Raw genomic sequence first — 16,727 nt, 5'->3', positions numbered from 1 at the left:
GGAACAGTGTGAGCAACGGAATCTTTTTTGCCTACGTGGGCGTGTGCGCCGTGTTGATTCAAGGCGTGCTGTTCGGGCGCATTCAGCCGCGATTGGGCGAGAAGCGTTTGGTGTTGATTGGATTGGGGTTGATGACGTTAGGTCTCGCGCTGGTGGCGCTCACACCACAGGCCTGGCTGTTGTACCCCGCCGTCGGCGTCGTGGCCCTGGGTAGCGGTCTCAGCATCCCGTCGCTCACGGCCCTGGCCTCGCAACGGGCCTCGGCAGGCGAACAGGGGCGGTTGATGGGCGGCACGCAAGCCCTGCTCAGCCTGACGATGATCGTTGGCCCCACACTGGCGGGCGTGGCCTTTGAAAGAATCGCGGTGACAGCGCCTTACTGGCTGGGTAGCCTGTTGGCCGGAGCGGCTCTGGGGGTAGCCGTCACCGCGCTTCGCCGATGACGGCCACCCCGTCCTTGACTCCATCTTCGGCGCGTATCGCCTGCCCCAACATCTTCGCTCGCGCCTGCATTGACTCATCGTGAACAAGCGCATCCAACGCAGGCGCAAGTTTTTCGACGGTGAGTGATCGAAGCGGCAGAGGGCGCGGGCCAACGTCCAGCGCCTGGACACGCTCGCCCCAAAAGAACTGATCAATGGCCATGGGCATGATGAGGGTAGGCAACCCGGCTCGTAAACCGGCGGCGGTGGTCCCCGCGCCACCATGATGGCAAACGGCGGCCAGACGCGGAAAGAGCCAGTCGTGCGGCAGGGATATCGCCGGGAAAACTGATGTAGGTAGCTTGGCAACTTCTGATTGCAACACTGGGGGCAAGGTCATCACTGCCCGCAACCCGCAACGCTTCAACGCCTCAATAATAATTGCCAGCGTCTCTTGCGGCCAGCGCAACCCCGGACTCCCAAAGCCGACAAACAGAGGCGGCGACCCCGTTTCAATGAACCGCAACAAGTCATCAGACGGCGTCCACTTGGCATCCTCATCCAATAACCAATAGCCACTAATTTTGTATGAAGCCGGCCAGTCAGCCGGTTTCGGGGCAACGCGCGAACTGTAGCCGTAAAGAATCGTTTTGGCTGAAGCCAAGCCCCAAAAAGGCGCGGGCGGCAGGCGCAGAGTCTCACGCCGCCACTGATTGATGAGGGCGCGCCAGGGTTGCCACACTGCTTGTTCCACTAACCAGTGCGTCAGCCAATTGTAGGCCGGGCCGAGTGAAAGCCGGGTGGGAAGCAGGGCGCTGGGGAAGGCGCGACTGCGGCCAATGGGTTGCAAGAAAGCGGGGACGCTGATCACACGAAGCGCTTCGGCGATGTGCGCGCCCCACAATGTAGGCAGGCCAAAGAGCAGAAGGTCTGCGCCCTGGCAGGCTTGCCAGGCGCTGGCCAACATGCGAGCGTAAAGCGGTTGCACCGCTCGCAAATAATCAAGCGTGGCGCGGGCGCTCCGCCGCCAGTCGCCGTCGAATGTCAGGGCGCTTTGCCCGCCGGGCCGCGTCATCCATTCGCTGGGGTTGCCTTCAAAGCAAGCCAGCGTCAGGCCATATCCTTCCACCAGCGAGCGAAATTCCGGATGAGTGGCAACGACGACCCGCCAGCCCGCCGCCTGCAGGCCCAGGCCCAGCGCCACGTAAGGTTGCACGTCGCCGCGCGTGCCACTGGTGAGAAGGGTGACGGTGGGAGGCATAGGCTCAATCTTTCTCAAACATCAGGCACCGATACTCGATCAACCCCATCTTCAAACACTGTTGCAAGGCCATGCTTCCGATCATGCTCGGCACGATGGCATGAGACCAGGGCAAGCGGCGGCCAATGCTCAACAGCCATGCGGCAAAAGAGTCGGGCAAGGCGCGCAAACGAAGATGAGGTGTAAGGTGATGATTGGCAATCAGGCGCAAGCCACAGTCACGGGCCAAACTCTCTGCTTGCGCCAGCGCGATCAGATTGGGCGCATGCCAGCCTTGTTGAAATGCTTCCAGCCAGTCAAAACCCCCATCGGTCCCTCCATTTCGCGCTGAAGTGCGCGCGAAATGGAGGGATGAAAGGGGGGTTCCACGAAAATCGTCCGCCAGAATCAACCGCCCGCCGGGGCGAAGCAGGCGGGCGACCTGGGCAAAGTATCCTTCTGCCGAAGCGGCGTGAACGAAGGCTTCTACCGAATAGGCTATATCGGCGCCGCCGCGCGCCGGCACGGCCAGAAAATCGCCTTCGACAAACGAGCAGGCGTGAAGCAGGTTGAGTCGAGCGGCGTGGCGACGGGCCAGCCGGGCCTGCAGAGGGCTGAGGGTGAGGCCGAGGGCAGTGAGGGGCATGTTCAAACGTTGCAACAAGTAAAAGAGGCTACCGCCCACCCCGCAGCCCAAATCCATGAAGAAAAGATGGGAGAGCGAATCGCGTTCAATAAGATGAACAATCTGATCCAGAATCAGGCCATTGGTGTAATTGAGGGCGGTCTCCAGCGAGTTGACGCCTTCAGCCCAGACCGAACGGTGAATGGTTTGCGTGGCGGGCGAACTTCCCAGCGAGAGAAAGAGGCGCGTGTTCTGTTCGTAATAACGGCGGACGGCTTCGGTGGTTAAAGTCAGTTGGCGGGTCATGGATGCGAGTTTACCATCAACACTGCCCTGAGAACACACCGCGCCTGACACATTGACACTTGACACCTCTCGCGGCCTCTGCGCTACAATTCGGCATATGAACTTTCCTCGATGGGCTTCACCAAGTCACCCGATTGCCCGGCGTGAAACCGCCGCCTGGCGCAAAACACTGCGTAAGTGGGGCTGGCTGGCCGCGCCCGTGATTTTATTCGTCATCGTTACATCTTCCTGCAGCCTTATTGGCAATTTGCCATTGCTCGCCCTAATCCAAAATCAATCTCCGCAAGAAATGATCTTCGTCGGTTTCTTTTTCGCGCAATCAATCGCCCAAACCATTTGGAATTTGAACAGCGCCGTGCAATGGCTGGTGGATGTCGCCGTCGGTTTGGGCATGACCGTCACCATTGCTCGCGAACGTGAAACCCAAAACTGGGAGTTGCTCCGCCTCACGCCCGTCTCTGTCAACGAAATTTTGCTCGCCAAAACCACAGCCATTCTGCGCCAGTTTCGCTGGCCGATTCTCCTCACCACTCTTGTCAACACCCTGGGCCTGCCGCTGCTGGGGGCCGTCGTCATTGCCTTCACGTTGCTGTTGAACACTCTTGAGCCGGGTCTCGTTCCCCAAGACACGCAAATCGCTACCATCGTCGTCGTGATCCTCAGCCTCTTCCCGGCCTTGTTCCTTTTGTGGCTCAACACGCTCCTGAACATCGTCTACAATTGCTCAATCGGCCTGGCCGTTTCCTGCTCGGCCCGCACTCAGGCCAACGCCGTGGCCTTTTCTCTCGTTACTCACTTTGTGCTAAATACCTTCATTCTCACACCCGCATTTATGATCATTCTCATCATCGCCGGCGCGTTCGGCGGCCTCACCGGCCTGTTAGCCAATTCGCCTTTACTGGCAATTATTTTGATCATCGTCATCTTTGCCATTCTCTTCTTTGCTTTCCGGATCGCCGTGATCGTTGCCGCCGTTCTTTACACTCGCTACCAGCTTCAAAGGCTCAGTGAATGAACATCTTCCCCGTTCCTTCCCTCGAACACAACTCCGACGACCACCCGGAAAACGCCAAGCGCATCCCGGCTATTCTGGCCGCGCTAAACGGTCTGCCCTCCTCGTCATCCTTCACGCAAAGCGTTCATCCTTCCAACTTTCCTGCCGCCACCGACGAGCAACTCGCCACCGTTCACGACCCCGAATATGTGGCCGCGCTCCGCCAGGTGATGAGCCGCGCCCCGGCCTACATTGATCACGCCCCGACCTACATCACCCCTCAGTCCTTCGACTGCGCCGCTCTGGCCGCCGGGGCCGCCCTGGCCGCAGTTCAATCTACAATCGAAAATCAAAAATCTGCAATGGCGCTCATCCGCCCGCCCGGCCACCACGCTCCGCCTTCCCACGCTATGGGCTTCTGCCTGTTCAACAACGTTGCCCTGGCCGCCCGGCACGCGCAAAGACTCGGCCTGCCCAAAGTGATGATCGTGGACTTCGACGTGCATCACGGCAACGGCACGCAGGATTGTTTTTACAGCGACTCGTCGGTCTTGTTCGTCTCAACCCATCAAGCCGGGATTTATCCATTGACCGGCCATGTGGAAGAAACCGGATCGGGCGCGGGCGACGGCACCACCGTCAACATCCCTCTGCCCGCCGGGGCGGGCGACGACTCGTTTCGCCGCCTCTTTGACGAGATCATCCTCCCCGCCGCCGATCGCTTTCAGCCAAACATCCTGCTCGTCTCAGCCGGTTACGACGCGCACTGGCGCGACCCCCTGGCCAGTTTACAGTTGTCGTGCGCGGGCTATCATTGGCTGGCCGGGAAGCTGGCTGAGGTTGCGCGCAAACACTGCGCGGGCAAACTCGTCTTTGTGCTTGAGGGCGGCTACGACCTGCCCGCGCTCGCGCACGGCGTCGCCAACACCCTGCTGGGCGCGCTTGGCGGGCCGCCCGCCGACCCGCTCGGCCCTTCGCGCCGCCCCGAGCCGGACATCACGAACCTGCTTGCCAGAGTGAAGGCTTTGCATGATTTTTAGCTTCAGTGATGGACTATCAACTCTCATCCCACTTGCATAATCCCCCATTTTGTGCAAAATACTGGCTAGAGGACGACTCCTATGGCTGAGATTTCACTCCGCACCTATCTTGAGGAAGTTGACCGGCTGATTGATGGCAACCAGGTAGACGAAGCCATCGCTCACGCCAGACACATCCTCACCATTTACCCCAAGCACCTCGATGCTTATCGCCTGCTGGCTAAAGCCCTGCTGGAAAAGAACCGCCACCTCGACGCCGCCGATGTCTTTCAGCGCGTGCTCTCCAGCGTGCCCGACGACTTTGTCTCGCACGTCGGCATGGCCATCGTCCGCGAAGACGAAGGCAACCTCGACGCCGCCCTCTGGCACATGGAACGCGCCTTCGAGGCCCAGCCGGCCAACATGCCGATCCAGGATGAGTTGAAACGGCTCTACGCCCGGCGCGACGGACTCGAGCCGCCCAAGATTCGCCTCACCCGCGCCGCCCTGGCCCGCCTCTACGAAAAAGGCGACCACTACCCTCAAGCCATCGCCGAACTGCAGATCGCTCTGGCCGACGAACCGGAGCGCCTCGACCTCAAAGTGCTGTTGGCTCAAACACTCTGGCGGGCCAGAATGCGCGCCGAGGCCGCCGAAACCTGCGCCAAACTTCTGGCCGTGCTCCCCTTCTGCCGCGAAGCCAACCGCATCCTGGCCAACATCTGGCACGAGACCGGGCGCAACGCCGAAGCGCAGGTTTACCGCAAGAAACTTGAAGCACTCGACCCTTACGAAGCCTACGCCAACCCAGCTGAAAACGGGCACGGAGCCATGAACACGCCCGCCGAAGTCGTCCGCATTCCGCGCCTCGATTACATTGCGCCCACCGACATGGACGCCAGCCGGCCCGACTGGATGCAAGCCCTCGGCCTGCAGTTTGATCAGCCGGCCCAGCCTGCCGAGCCGCAAGCCGCCGCCACCGACGTTCCCGACTGGCTGGCCGGGTTCGACACACCGGCCCCGCCCGCCGAAACCACCGTTCAGGCCAAGCACTCCGGCGGCACCGATTGGCTCACCGCCCTCAGTGGCGGCCAGGAACTACCTGAGGCCCTCGAAGCCGCGCCCGCCGAAGCCTCTGCCGATCTACCCTCCTGGCTCAAGCCGCCGCCCGGCACCGACGAACTCAAGCCGCCCGCACAAGAAGACGACTGGATGAGCAAGCTGGACGAAGCGCCCGCCGCCGAACAACAAGCCATCCCGGATTGGCTCAAAGAACCGGAACCGGAAGCCAAGACCAGAACCGGCACTACCGACTGGCTCAACAATCTCTTCGGCGAACCAGCGGCTGAAACCGCCACCGCCGACTCAGGGGTGGCCGCCACTGCCGGGGAACCTGCTACCGAACTACCTGACTGGCTCCAGCCTGAGTCTTCCTCTGAAGCGCCAGCCGCCAAAGCCGACTTACCCGCCGAAGTACCGGCGTGGATGGCCGAAGCGCCAGCCGTCGAACCTGCAACAACGACAACAGCGGCCCCACCTACCGAGGCCGCTCAACCTGCCGAAGCAAGTGCTCAGGGCGAAGAGGCAATTCCCGATTGGATGGTTGCCGCCGGGTGGTCTCTGCGCGACCCCTCCAAGCCGCTCGACGAAGGCCCGTTGGGGCTTGAGCCAGAGCCTGAACCCGAAGCGCCGACCGCCGAAGCCGAAGCGATCACATCCAACGACCTGCCCGACTGGCTCAAATCCATGAAGCCGCCAGAGGAAGCACCCGCGCCGCCGGCGGCAGAGGCGACTCCCGCGAAAGACACGCCGGATTGGTTGAACAACATCATGAACAGCGCCGCACAGCCTGCCCCGGCGGAACCTGCGCCCGCCGAACTGCCTTCGTGGTTAAGCGCCGCCGAGCCTGAGTCTCAGGCAATCCCTGCCGAGGCCGCCGCCCCGGCGGACGAATTGCCGGCCTGGCTCCGCGAAGCCGACGCCAACCCTAACGACACCGTCGCCATGTTCCTCAAACGGCAGGCCGTTGAGCCGACCGAGTCCGACACCACCCCCGGCGTGCCCGACCGGATGAAGGCCGAGGAGACTCCGACTCAACCTGCCGCCGAAGAGGAAGACTTGCCCGACTGGCTAAAGCCCGCCGTAGCGCAACCTAAAGAAAGCAAGAAGCTGGATACGGGCGAGTTGTTCATCCAAAAATTGCAAACGGGCGAACTGGAAAAAGCGGCAACCCCCGCCCTGCCGCCAACGCCGGAGCCGGTCATGCCTGCACTCGACGATCCGGATCAGGCGCTGGCCTGGCTCGAATCGCTGGCCCTGAAACAAGGCGCAAAGGAGGAGGAACTCGTGAGCAAACCCGAAGCGCGCAACAAGATGACTGAGCCTCCTGCCGAAGTTCCGGCGTGGTTGCGTGAACCGGTGGAAGAACCACCGCCGCCGGTTGAGCCGGCTCTGTCGGCCCAACCCGAACCCGCCGAAATCCCGGCCTGGTTGCGCCCACCGGTTGAAGACCTCAAGCCCGAGCCCGAGGCCAGCATTCCCGACTGGCTGAGGCAACCCGCCGAAGCGCAAAGCGACCTGCCGCCCGTTCAAGCCGAGAGCATCGCCCCGCAAGACATGTCTGCCGACGATGCCCTGGCCTGGTTGGAGTCGTTGGCCCTGAAACAAGGCGCGAAGGAAGAAGAGTTGGTGAGCAAGCCCGAAGCGCGAAGCAAGGTCACCGGGCCGCTCTCCGAGCCGCCCGCCGAAGTCCCGGCCTGGTTGCGCCAGGCTGATAATACGGCGGCTGAAGAACAGGCTGAGACGCCGACTCAACTCGCGCCCGCCGCTGAGAGTCCTGTTGAAGATCAATCGTGGTTGCGCCAGCCGGTTGAAGAAGCAACGCCCGCTGAACCTGCCGAACTGCCGGCCTGGTTGCGCCCCGCCGGTAGTTCGGCGGTTGAGGCGGCTCCCGAAGTCCCGTCAACACCCGCCGCTTCGTCTGTTGAAAGCATGTCTGAGGATGATGCACTGGCCTGGCTTGAATCACTGGCGATAAATCAGGGCGCGAAAGAAGAAGAGATGGTGACCAAGCCCGAAGCGCGGCGCAAGGCCACCGGGCCGCTGGTGGAGCCGCCGGTTCAGCCGCCAACGCAACCCGCCCCGGTCGAGGCGGCCCAACCGGAGTCGGAACTTCCGGCGTGGCTACAAACTCAACACCCCGCGCCCGAGTCTGAAGTCGCCGTCACCGACTGGCTCAACAAATCGGCCCCGCCGGTGACAGAGCCGCCTCCGCCGCCGCCCGCCCCCGAAAAGCCCGATTGGCTCAAACAAATGGAAGCTGAGGCGGATGCCTTCGAGGCCATGATGAGCCAGCCCGCCGAGCCTGCCCCTTCTGAGTTGTCAACTTCTTCCGAAGATGAAGCGCTGGCCTGGCTGGAGGCCCTGGCCGCCAAGCAGGAAGTGAGCCAGCCTGAAGCGCCCGTCGAAACACCGGCGTGGTTGAAAGAGGAAAGCGCCGAGATCGCCAAACCGGCTGAGGGCGCCACGCCCGAAGACACGATGCGCGACTGGTTGCGCCAGCCGCCCGAAGCTATGAAGACGATTTTGCCGGAGTGGGCGCGGCAGGCTCAGGAGGCTGAGGCAACTGCCGAAGAGAAAGCCGAAGAACCCGCCGCATTCGCCGCGCCTCCGCTGGGATCAGAAGATGAAGCTCTGGCCTGGCTGGAGTCGCTGGCGCTGAAACAGGGCGCGAAGGAAGAAGAGTTGGTAAGCAAACCGCAGGAGCGGCGTGATGAAATGCCCGACTGGGTTCGGGCCAAGACTGCCATGCTCTCAGAGCCGCCAGCCGCCGAGCCTGAGCCGGAACCCGCCTTGCCGACGATTGACGACTGGGTGAACATCAACAAGATGCCAGTGCCTGAAGATGTTGCGCCGGTTGAAGCGCCGACTCCGGTGGAGGCGGCCACCCCTGCGCCGGAACCAGTGGCCGCCATTGCGCCCGAAGTTGTTGAACCAAAGCCGAAGAAACCGTCCCGGCCCAAGCGCCCGCGCCCGGCCCGCAAGCCCAAACTGCGAAGCGGCGAAGAGCCGCCTATTGTGCTGGCGGTGGCCCGCGAGCGATTGATGGAAGAAAACTTCGAGCAAGCCGTCGAAGTGTATGCTGAACTGACTCACGCCGGGGAACTATTGCCCGACATCATCGCCGACCTGGAGGCCGCCAATCAGAAGAATCCGCGCTCGCCGGAACTGCTGCGCGCCCTGGGCGACGCCTACATGAAAGACAACCAACTACAAAAGGCGCTGGATGTTTACCGGGCGGCGCTACAACAATTGTAACGGCCAGACTTACAAGAAACATTTGCCCAAAGTAGAATTCACTGCGAAGGCGCGACGGGAAACGCACAAGGGAAAACAAGGAATCCCTTCGCGCTCTTCGCGCCTTCGCGGTTCAATCAGGAGAATAAAATCTTGGAACGCACTCTTGTCATCGTCAAGCCCGACGGCGTCCAGCGCGGACTCGTCGGCGAAATTATCGGCCGCATTGAACGGCGCGGCCTGCGGCTGGCCGCCATGAAGTTCATGCAAGTCTCGGAAGAACTGGCCGCTCAACATTACGCCATTCACAAAGGCAAGCCGTTTTACGACGGCCTGATCTCGTACATCATCTCGTCGCCGGTGGTCGTGATGGCCTGGGAAGGCCCGAAAGCCGTGGAAGCCGTGCGCCAGGTGATGGGCGTCACCAACCCCACCAACGCCGCCCCCGGCACCATCCGCGCCGACTTTGCCATTGATATTGGCCGCAATCTCACTCACGGCTCCGACAGCCCAGAGAACGGCGCAGCCGAAGTGGCCTTGTGGTTTGAGCCTGAAGAGTTGATTTCGTGGAAGAAGGACGGCGAGCGATGGGCGTTTGAGAAAGTGTAAGCCGGGAAATTCGCCGCCTTATCTAAGCGCCCATTTTCACACCTGCAACACGTCCCCTCCAGTCACATCCCTCCCTCCGCCGGTGTTATAGTATCAGAGCGCACACACAGACCTGACAGGTCCGCTACGGGGTGCTACGCAAAACCTGTCAGGTCTTAAGAGCGCGGAGACCGCCGGTGGCCTTAGCAGACAACGCGCAAAACACAAACGCTCAAACGCGCCAGGACGAAGCCGGATTTGAATCCGTCTTCCTGCAAAACTACACGCGTGTTTACGGCGTGCTGTTTCGGCTCGTGGGCGACCGGGCCGAAGCCGAAGATTTGGCGCTCGAAACGTTCTGGCAATTGTGGCAGAAGCCGCCATCGCGGCCAGATAACCTCGGCGGCTGGCTCTATCGTGTGGCGACCAACCTGGGCTACAACGCCCTGCGCGCCGCCAAACGCCGGGCCAACTACGAAGAGCAAGCTGGCCGTGACGCGCTCGACCTGAATGCCTCGCCCAACCCGGAGCAGGAAGCCGAGCGAGCCGCCGGGCGCGGGCGCGCCCGCGACGTTCTGCGGCAACTGCCCGCCCGCGACGCGCAACTGCTCATCCTGCGCCACTCCGGGCTTTCGTACAAAGAAATCGCCGCCGCCCTCAACGTCTCGCCGAACTCGATCGGCACGTTGCTGGCGCGGGCTGAAGAGGAATTTGAAAAGAGGTACAGTGAAACGTAGTGCGTATTGCGTATTCCGTAGAACTGGACACGGAATACGCAACACGGAATACGCCGAACAAGGCAAATTATGCATCTCAACGACGGCCAACTCCGCGCCCGACTCGACGGGTTGCTTCGCACCGACTCTGATAGTGAAGCGCATCTGGCCTCCTGCCCCGACTGCCGTGCCCGGCTGGCGGCCCTCGAGGCGCGGGCGGCGCAAGTGAACGCGCAACTGGCCGCGCTTGCGCCTCGGGATTCAGAGACGGCCCAACCGGCGGCGGCGGCGCTCAATCGCTTCAAATCACAAATTCGTCAACAGGAGAAAACATCTATGACCAAAACATTGCTCACTCGCTGGCGGCCTGCGCTCGCCGGCCTGGTCACTATCGCGCTGGCTGTCACGTTACTCAGCTTCGCGCCCGTTCGCGCTCTGGCCGTGCAGTTTCTCGGCCTGTTCCGCGTCCAGCAAATCACCGTCCTGCCGGTGGACACCACCCGGCTGAGCGAGCTTAATAGCGACTCGGCTCTGAGCGAACTGATCGGCCAGTTCTTCGCCGACTCGATGAAGGTGACCAAAGAGCCGGGTGAACCCACCGTGGCGGCCAGCCCTGAAGAAGCCAGCCAGCTTGCCGGGTTCACCGTCCGGGTGTGGAGCGAGGCCGAGTCCGCGCCGCAAATCACCGTTCAAGATGGCACGGCCTTTGAGTTCACCATCAATCGCGATCGCGCTCAGGCGATCCTCGACGAAGCCGGGCGCAGCGATTTGCAACTTCCGGCCTCGCTCGACGGGGCGAGCATTTCGGTCGAAATTCCGGCGGGGGTATCCAGCATGTACGGTGCGTGCCCGGAACCTGGCGGGGCTGATACAGACAACGTTTCGTGGTATCGGCTACGCTCATGTATCATCCTCGCCCAAATCCCAAGCCCGACGGTGAACGCCCCCGCCGACCTCGACATAGCCCAACTGGCCGAAATTGGTTTGCAGTTCACCGGCATGACTGCCGACGAAGCCCGCGCCTTCAGCCAGAACGTGGACTGGGCTTCGACTCTCGTCGTGCCGATTCCGCGCAACGGCCATTCGTACGAGCAGGTGCAAGTAGATGGGGTGACGGGCAATCTGATCTACCGCGAAACCGACGACGGCGTTCCCGCCCGCTACACTTTGTTGTGGGTGAAGAACGGCATCATCTACGCCGTGAGCGGCTTCGACGATCCGCAGGCCGGCATTGACATCGCCAATTCGCTGAAGTAGCCGAACGCAAACAAGTACACACGTAAACAGGGAAACAGGTAGACGGGGCAACCTTGTCTACCTGTTTACTTGTCTGCTTGTATACTTACCTCATGTTCGCGATTGAAACCAACAACCTCCGCAAAGAGTTCGGCGACAACGTCGCCGTGCGCGGCCTCACCTTGCAAGTCCGGCAGGGTGAGGTCTTTGGCTTTCTTGGGCCGAACGGCGCAGGCAAGACCACGTCCATCAAAATGTTGCTCGGCCTGGTTTCGCCAACGTCGGGCGGCGCTCAATTGCTCGGCCAGCCGCTCGGCAACCGCGAAGCTCGCGCCAAAATGGGATTCTTGCCGGAGCACTTCCGCTTTCACGATTGGCTCACCGCCGCCGAGTTTCTCAGGCTTCACGGCGAACTCTACGGCATGAGCGCCGAGAGCCGCCGCCGAAAAATTCCTGAACTGCTCGACCTGGTGGGCCTGACGCCGTTCAAGGACAAGCAACTGCGGACGTATTCAAAAGGGATGTTGCAGAGGATCGGCCTGGCCCAGGCCTTGCTCAACGACCCGGCCCTGGTCTTCCTCGACGAGCCGACTTCCGGCCTCGATCCAGTGGGACGCCGCCTCGTGCGCGACATCATCCGCGACCTTCGATCTCGCGGCACGACCGTTTTTCTCAACTCGCACCTGCTGAGCGAAGTTGAAATCACCTGCGACCGGGTGGCCTTCATCAAACACGGCGAAGTGATCCGGGTGAGCGAACTCCAAACGCTGGTCGAGGGCGAGACCAGTGTTGCCATCCGCGCAGGCGGCCTCACCGGGGAAACCGTCGCCGGCTTGAATCAGTGGGGGCGCGACGTTCGCGCCGACGGCGACCACGTCACTTTGACCATCGCCGACGACTCGGCCCTGCCCACCATCACCCGTCACCTCGTCGCCTGCGGCGCGGATGTTTACGCGATCGCGCCCCAGCGGCTCTCGCTGGAAGAGTTGTTTATCCAGATTGTCGGCATGGATGGGGGGTTGTAATGGCTGTCTTTGTGGTTGCGCGATTGACGTTTATCGAAGCCTCGCGGCGCAAAATTTTGCTGGCCGCGTTCTTGCTGGGCATCGCCTTTTTGGTTCTTTACGGCATCGGCTTCTATTACATCAACCGCGACACCCTGCCAAACGAGGCCGGGGCGAGCGCGACCCTGATCAAAAATCAGGTCTACAATTTTTTGACGATGGCCGGGCTGTACGCGGTGAACTTCCTGACGATTGCCATGGGGGCGCTGGTGTCGGCAGATACGCTGGCCGGCGAGATCGGCTCGGGGACGATTCAGGCAGTGGTGACAAAGCCGGTGCGGCGGGTGGAGGTGGTGCTGGGCAAGTGGCTGGGCTTTGCCGGACTGCTGGCTTTGTATTTGCTGATGATGGGCGGCGGGGTGATGGGGATCGTCTACATTGAGTCCGGCTACCATGTGCCGAACTTGGTGATCGGCGCGCCGATTATCTACCTCGAAAGTTTGCTCATCATGTCCCTCACCCTGGCCAGCAGCAGCACGTTCTCAACATTGGCGACGGGCGGCATTGTGTTTGGCGTATACGGCATCGCCTTCATCGGCGGCTTCGTGGAGCAGATTGGTGCAGTGCTGAAGAACGAGACCGCCGTCAACATCGGCATCATTTCAAGTTTGATTATGCCCAGCGAGGCGCTTCTGCGCCGGGCATCATTTGAGATGACGTCGCCGCTGGTGCAGTCGCTGGGTTTCAACTCCGGGCCGCTGATCGTGGTGTCGGTGCCTAGCCCGGCGATGGTGATTTACGGGGCGCTGTATGCGATTGTGATGGTGACGCTGGCAGTAAGGCAGTTCAGCCGCCGCGATTTGTAGGGGCGAAGCATTCGGCGCAAGTGTTCGGAGTTTACTCAACTCCTGTTCCGAATGCTTCACCCCTACCGCAATTGCAGGAACTGTTCGAGTTCGGCGCGGGTTGGCAGTGAGGGTTGCGCGCCGGGGCGGGTGACGGTTAGCCCTCCGGCGGCGTTGCCCCATGCCACCGCTTCGCGCGTTGAACGTCCTTCCATCAGAGCCACAGCCAGCGCGCCCACAAAGGCATCGCCGGCGGCAGTGGTGTCCACCACCGTCACCTGGTGCGCCGGCAAGTAAAACTCGCCCTCGTCATCCACCGCCAGCACTCCTTCTTCTCCTAACGTCACGATCACCCGTTGGACGCCGTGTGCCCGCAAGTGGCTCGCGGCGCGACGCGTGTTGGCGAGATCGTCTATGCCGGTGAGCAGGGCCAGCTCGGTTTGATTCGGCGCCAGGTAATCCACGCTTTCGAGCAAGGTTGCGTTTAGCATTTGCGCCGGGGCCGGGTTGAGGACGACTCGCGCCCCGTGTTTCTTGGCCAACTCAATGGCGCGCTCGACGGCGGTGAGCGGGCATTCGAGTTGTAGGAGCAACACTGCCGCCCCGACAAAGGCGGCTTCCCCGGCCTCCACGTCGTCGGGCGTTAATTCTCCATTGGCCCCCGAAGCAACCACAATTGTATTTTGTCCGACGGCGTCTACGGTGATGAGGGCCACGCCGGTGGGCAGGTTGCCGTCACACCGGACGTGAGTCGTGTCCACGTTGTCGCGCTTCAGGGTGCTCAACAACGAATCGCCAAACGAATCGTTGCCGACGCGCCCGATCATTTTGACCGCCCCGCCGAGGCGGGCGGCGGCCACTGCCTGGTTAGCGCCCTTGCCGCCGGGAAACGTTTGAAAGTTGCCGCCGAGGATCGTCTCGCCAAGTTGCGGGTGGCGCGGGGCGCGCACCACCAGATCCATGTTCAAGCTTCCAACGACTACAATGTGAGTACTCATAGGCTAACGACTCCGTAAAGGCTGTATAAAAAAACAGCCGCGCGTTCAAAACTTGACGCTTTACTGATACAGGTTTGACCTGGAGAATTATAATGATGCTAGTTTCGAGGCGCCATGCAAAGCAATGAACGAATCTTGATCGTCGAGGACGATGAAACCCTGGTCGCGAGCTTGCGCGAGTGGCTGGAGATAGTGGGCTACCAGGTGATTACGGCGCTCAATGGCCGCACTGCGCTCGGTTTGTTGGAATACTCGCGCCCCGATATCATCTTATCAGATATTACAATGCCCGAAATGGACGGCTATGAATTTTTGGAGGCCGTCCGCTCCCAGCCACAATTTGCCACAATTCCTTTTATGTTCCTCACCGGCCGCTCGCAGCGGCAAGATGCGGTGGTGGGCCGGGGCCTGGGCGCCGATGATTACATCACCAAACCCTGCGAGCTAGACGATCTGCTGGTCGCCATTCGCGGCAAGATCAAACGGGCGCAGGACGTGGCGCTGGCGCAACTCCACAGTGTTTACAAAGACAGCCTGACGGTGCTGGCTAACGCCATTGAAACCCGCGACTCTTACACTCGCGGCCACGTCGAGCGCGTGAGCACCTACGCCGTCACCATTGCCCGCGAACTGGGTTGCACCGATCAGGAATTGGCGGACATTGAGTTTGGCGCAATCCTGCACGACATTGGCAAGATCGCGGTTTCCGAATCGATCCTTACCAAGCCCGGCGCGCTCACCGAGACCGAGCGCCACGAGTTATACAAACACCCGGAGACGGGCGCGGCGATGGTGCGCGATATTTCCTACCTGGTCTCCGCCATTCCGGCCATTCAACATCACCACGAACGTTTCGACGGGGCCGGCTACCCCGGCAAGCTGGCCGGCGATTCCATTCCGCTCACAGCCCGAGTGCTGGCCGTGGCCGACGCCTTCGACGCCATCACCTCCAACCGCCCCTACCGCCGGGCGCGCTCGCTGGCCGAAGCCACCATTGAGATTCACAAAGAGGCGGGACGGCAATTCGACCCGCGAGTGGTGAACGCCTTTCAACAGGCGCTGGGCAAGGGATTGATCACAGACTCGCCATGACTCCGAAGTTGATTCTCCTGTTCGACGGCTGGTGAGGATTCTGAACGCGCTCCGCGCGCTGGATTCGGGCGCGTGACAAGGCCGGCCGGGTGCTGGCCCTCCCCAACCAAACACCGGGACTCATTCAACAATACGGACTCACCCAAGCCCAAGTGGACTTTGAAGTTTGGGCCGTCAACTTGGTGGGAGACAAATTCGCCGGGGCCGCCGCCGCCAACCGTGTTCTGGCCGAACTGAGCGGCCTCTGGCCCGCCCTGGCCGCGCTCTACGCCCTCCCGCCCGTTCGCTGGATCGAAGATTGCCTCTATCGCTGGGTGGCCGAGAACCGCGCCCGGCTCTCGGGCTTTTGGGGCGCTACACCTGAGTGTGAAGTGAAAGGGGTGGAGTGTGAGTGAAGCAAGGCAATCCGAAAATCCGTGCTTTCCCACAGCACAAGAGAACACGGCCTGCCCGGCAAAACTCAGGCAAGCCGTGTCTTTATTTGATTTTGGGAGAGCCTTCAAACTCAAAGTGTCTTTACGCCGACTCCCAATCTGCGCCTGCCAACAGGCTTGCCACCGACAAGTCTTCGTCTCCAGCCAGGGCAGGCTGACGCCTCCATTGCCAATTGCGAGTCAGGGGAACGGAATTTCTTGGCTCACAAGCACCTTATGACATAGAATTAGTATCTCGGTTCCTTTAGAGGGCAAGGCTGTAAACAGCAACAATTGTTCTTTCTGCTCGGGACTTAGACCCAGAGTCTCCATTAATATAGCATGTCTATCAGACGTTGCTAAATGAAAATCGCCGTTGCCCCAATGAATAGGTATCTGAACATACAAGGTGGTTTGAAATATGACCCGAAAAAAATGGCCCTGAGATCCTGTTTTATAGGCCTTAATGGAAAGCTCAGATAGGCCTGAGGTGTAGTTTTCAAGTTGGTATTCATAACCTTGTCCTTGCAGTCTTTCAAGATTACTGATTCCTCTTTTCTGTGACTCTAGCATATTATTCGTCCTCCTCTTATCCATGAGTTTATTATCTAAATTATGGGTCGAAACGTGGTGCAGACACTACCTCACCACCTTCGTAGAAAACTGTCTTAGCCAGCCATTCAGGATTCTTGCTAACCAGATACAATTCTCTAGCAGTCCAAGGTGCGAACCGACAGTGCATAGCTGATTCGGGTGAATATTGCCAGTACCGCCAGTGCATCCCCGAGATAGAGGTGTGTGGCAACCGCCAGTCATGGATGTAGGAATGGCGGTTACTTCTTCAAGAATGGATAGGGGTAGCGCTTGAACACGCGACCCTGCCGATAAACTGTGAGATGCCCACGCCGGGTATCCAAGACGACCTTAACATAT

General features: G+C 60.7%; 15 protein-coding genes. 11 read left to right on the top strand and 4 right to left on the bottom strand.

Annotated features, from left to right (window positions below; genetic code table 11):
• Positions 1 to 443, top strand: a 443-nt coding sequence (locus HYZ49_07610) for an MFS transporter (GenBank protein MBI3242143.1), incomplete at its 5' end; no start/stop codon positions are given.
• Here HYZ49_07610 and HYZ49_07605 read toward each other — a convergent pair.
• Entirely contained in the window at positions 424 to 1,683 is a 1,260-nt protein-coding gene (locus HYZ49_07605; GenBank protein MBI3242142.1) for a glycosyltransferase family 1 protein, read from the bottom strand. The genes HYZ49_07610 and HYZ49_07605 overlap by 20 nt on opposite strands.
• 4 nt (positions 1,684 to 1,687) lie before the next feature.
• Entirely contained in the window at positions 1,688 to 2,593 is a 906-nt protein-coding gene (locus HYZ49_07600; protein MBI3242141.1) for a methyltransferase domain-containing protein, read from the bottom strand.
• Positions 2,594 to 2,690: 97 nt separating this feature from the next.
• Here HYZ49_07600 and HYZ49_07595 point away from each other — a divergent pair, with 97 nt between their 5' ends.
• The 8 genes from HYZ49_07595 (at position 2,691) to HYZ49_07560 (ending at position 13,312) form a co-directional block, all read left to right on the top strand.
• Positions 2,691 to 3,608, top strand: a complete 918-nt coding sequence (locus HYZ49_07595) for a hypothetical protein (GenBank protein ID MBI3242140.1) — start codon at positions 2,691 to 2,693, stop codon at positions 3,606 to 3,608.
• Complete coding sequence (locus tag HYZ49_07590; GenBank protein MBI3242139.1) at positions 3,605 to 4,627, top strand: histone deacetylase; 1,023 nt, start codon at positions 3,605 to 3,607, stop codon at positions 4,625 to 4,627. The genes HYZ49_07595 and HYZ49_07590 overlap by 4 nt, the downstream gene beginning before the upstream one ends.
• A gap of 81 nt (positions 4,628 to 4,708) precedes the next feature.
• Entirely contained in the window at positions 4,709 to 8,923 is a 4,215-nt protein-coding gene (locus HYZ49_07585; GenBank protein ID MBI3242138.1) for a tetratricopeptide repeat protein, read from the top strand.
• Positions 8,924 to 9,055: 132 nt separating this feature from the next.
• On the top strand, positions 9,056 to 9,511 hold the full coding sequence (gene ndk, locus HYZ49_07580) for a nucleoside-diphosphate kinase (protein ID MBI3242137.1): 456 nt from the start codon (positions 9,056 to 9,058) through the stop codon (positions 9,509 to 9,511).
• Between the two features lie 176 nt (positions 9,512 to 9,687).
• Positions 9,688 to 10,227, top strand: coding sequence for a sigma-70 family RNA polymerase sigma factor (locus tag HYZ49_07575; GenBank protein ID MBI3242136.1), 540 nt, complete (start codon positions 9,688 to 9,690; stop codon positions 10,225 to 10,227).
• 69 nt (positions 10,228 to 10,296) lie between these two features.
• Positions 10,297 to 11,463 carry a hypothetical protein gene (locus HYZ49_07570; protein ID MBI3242135.1) on the top strand — a complete coding sequence of 389 codons (1,167 nt, stop codon included), beginning with the start codon at positions 10,297 to 10,299 and terminating at the stop codon, positions 11,461 to 11,463.
• Positions 11,464 to 11,555: 92 nt separating this feature from the next.
• Complete coding sequence (locus HYZ49_07565) at positions 11,556 to 12,467, top strand: ABC transporter ATP-binding protein (protein ID MBI3242134.1); 912 nt, start codon at positions 11,556 to 11,558, stop codon at positions 12,465 to 12,467.
• Entirely contained in the window at positions 12,467 to 13,312 is an 846-nt protein-coding gene (locus tag HYZ49_07560) for an ABC transporter permease (protein ID MBI3242133.1), read from the top strand. Before HYZ49_07565 ends, HYZ49_07560 begins: the two co-directional genes overlap by 1 nt.
• 62 nt (positions 13,313 to 13,374) lie before the next feature.
• On the opposite strand, the gene rbsK is transcribed toward HYZ49_07560, so the two are convergent.
• On the bottom strand, positions 13,375 to 14,289 hold the full coding sequence (rbsK, locus tag HYZ49_07555; protein MBI3242132.1) for a ribokinase: 915 nt from the start codon (positions 14,287 to 14,289) through the stop codon (positions 13,375 to 13,377).
• Positions 14,290 to 14,403: 114 nt separating this feature from the next.
• Here rbsK and HYZ49_07550 point away from each other — a divergent pair, with 114 nt between their 5' ends.
• Positions 14,404 to 15,381: a response regulator gene (locus tag HYZ49_07550; protein MBI3242131.1), complete on the top strand. Its 978-nt coding sequence runs from the start codon at positions 14,404 to 14,406 to the stop codon at positions 15,379 to 15,381.
• An 89-nt stretch (positions 15,382 to 15,470) separates the two neighbouring features.
• Positions 15,471 to 15,776, top strand: a complete 306-nt coding sequence (locus tag HYZ49_07545; protein ID MBI3242130.1) for a DUF393 domain-containing protein — start codon at positions 15,471 to 15,473, stop codon at positions 15,774 to 15,776.
• Between the two features lie 219 nt (positions 15,777 to 15,995).
• On the opposite strand, the gene HYZ49_07540 is transcribed toward HYZ49_07545, so the two are convergent.
• A complete protein-coding gene (locus tag HYZ49_07540; protein ID MBI3242129.1) occupies positions 15,996 to 16,367 on the bottom strand; it encodes a hypothetical protein in 372 nt (123 codons plus the stop codon).
• Positions 16,368 to 16,727: the final 360 nt, after the last annotated feature.

Source organism: Chloroflexota bacterium, from assembly GCA_016197225.1.
In the GTDB taxonomy this organism is placed as follows: Bacteria; Chloroflexota; Anaerolineae; order Anaerolineales; family VGOW01; genus VGOW01.
This window is presented reverse-complemented; position numbering and strand designations above follow the sequence as displayed.

What these genes read in the sequence shown, in the direction of transcription:
- HYZ49_07605 (MBI3242142.1), bottom strand. Translation starts at nt 1,683, where the DNA reads ATGCCTCCCACCGTCACCCTTCTCACCAGTGGCACGCGCGGCGACGTG.
- HYZ49_07600 (MBI3242141.1), bottom strand. Translation starts at nt 2,593, where the DNA reads ATGACCCGCCAACTGACTTTAACCACCGAAGCCGTCCGCCGTTATTAC.
- HYZ49_07595 (MBI3242140.1), top strand. Translation starts at nt 2,691, where the DNA reads ATGAACTTTCCTCGATGGGCTTCACCAAGTCACCCGATTGCCCGGCGT.
- HYZ49_07590 (MBI3242139.1), top strand. Translation starts at nt 3,605, where the DNA reads ATGAACATCTTCCCCGTTCCTTCCCTCGAACACAACTCCGACGACCAC.
- HYZ49_07585 (MBI3242138.1), top strand. Translation starts at nt 4,709, where the DNA reads ATGGCTGAGATTTCACTCCGCACCTATCTTGAGGAAGTTGACCGGCTG.
- HYZ49_07570 (MBI3242135.1), top strand. Translation starts at nt 10,297, where the DNA reads ATGCATCTCAACGACGGCCAACTCCGCGCCCGACTCGACGGGTTGCTT.
- HYZ49_07565 (MBI3242134.1), top strand. Translation starts at nt 11,556, where the DNA reads ATGTTCGCGATTGAAACCAACAACCTCCGCAAAGAGTTCGGCGACAAC.
- HYZ49_07560 (MBI3242133.1), top strand. Translation starts at nt 12,467, where the DNA reads ATGGCTGTCTTTGTGGTTGCGCGATTGACGTTTATCGAAGCCTCGCGG.
- rbsK (MBI3242132.1), bottom strand. Translation starts at nt 14,289, where the DNA reads ATGAGTACTCACATTGTAGTCGTTGGAAGCTTGAACATGGATCTGGTG.
- HYZ49_07550 (MBI3242131.1), top strand. Translation starts at nt 14,404, where the DNA reads ATGCAAAGCAATGAACGAATCTTGATCGTCGAGGACGATGAAACCCTG.
- HYZ49_07540 (MBI3242129.1), bottom strand. Translation starts at nt 16,367, where the DNA reads ATGCTAGAGTCACAGAAAAGAGGAATCAGTAATCTTGAAAGACTGCAA.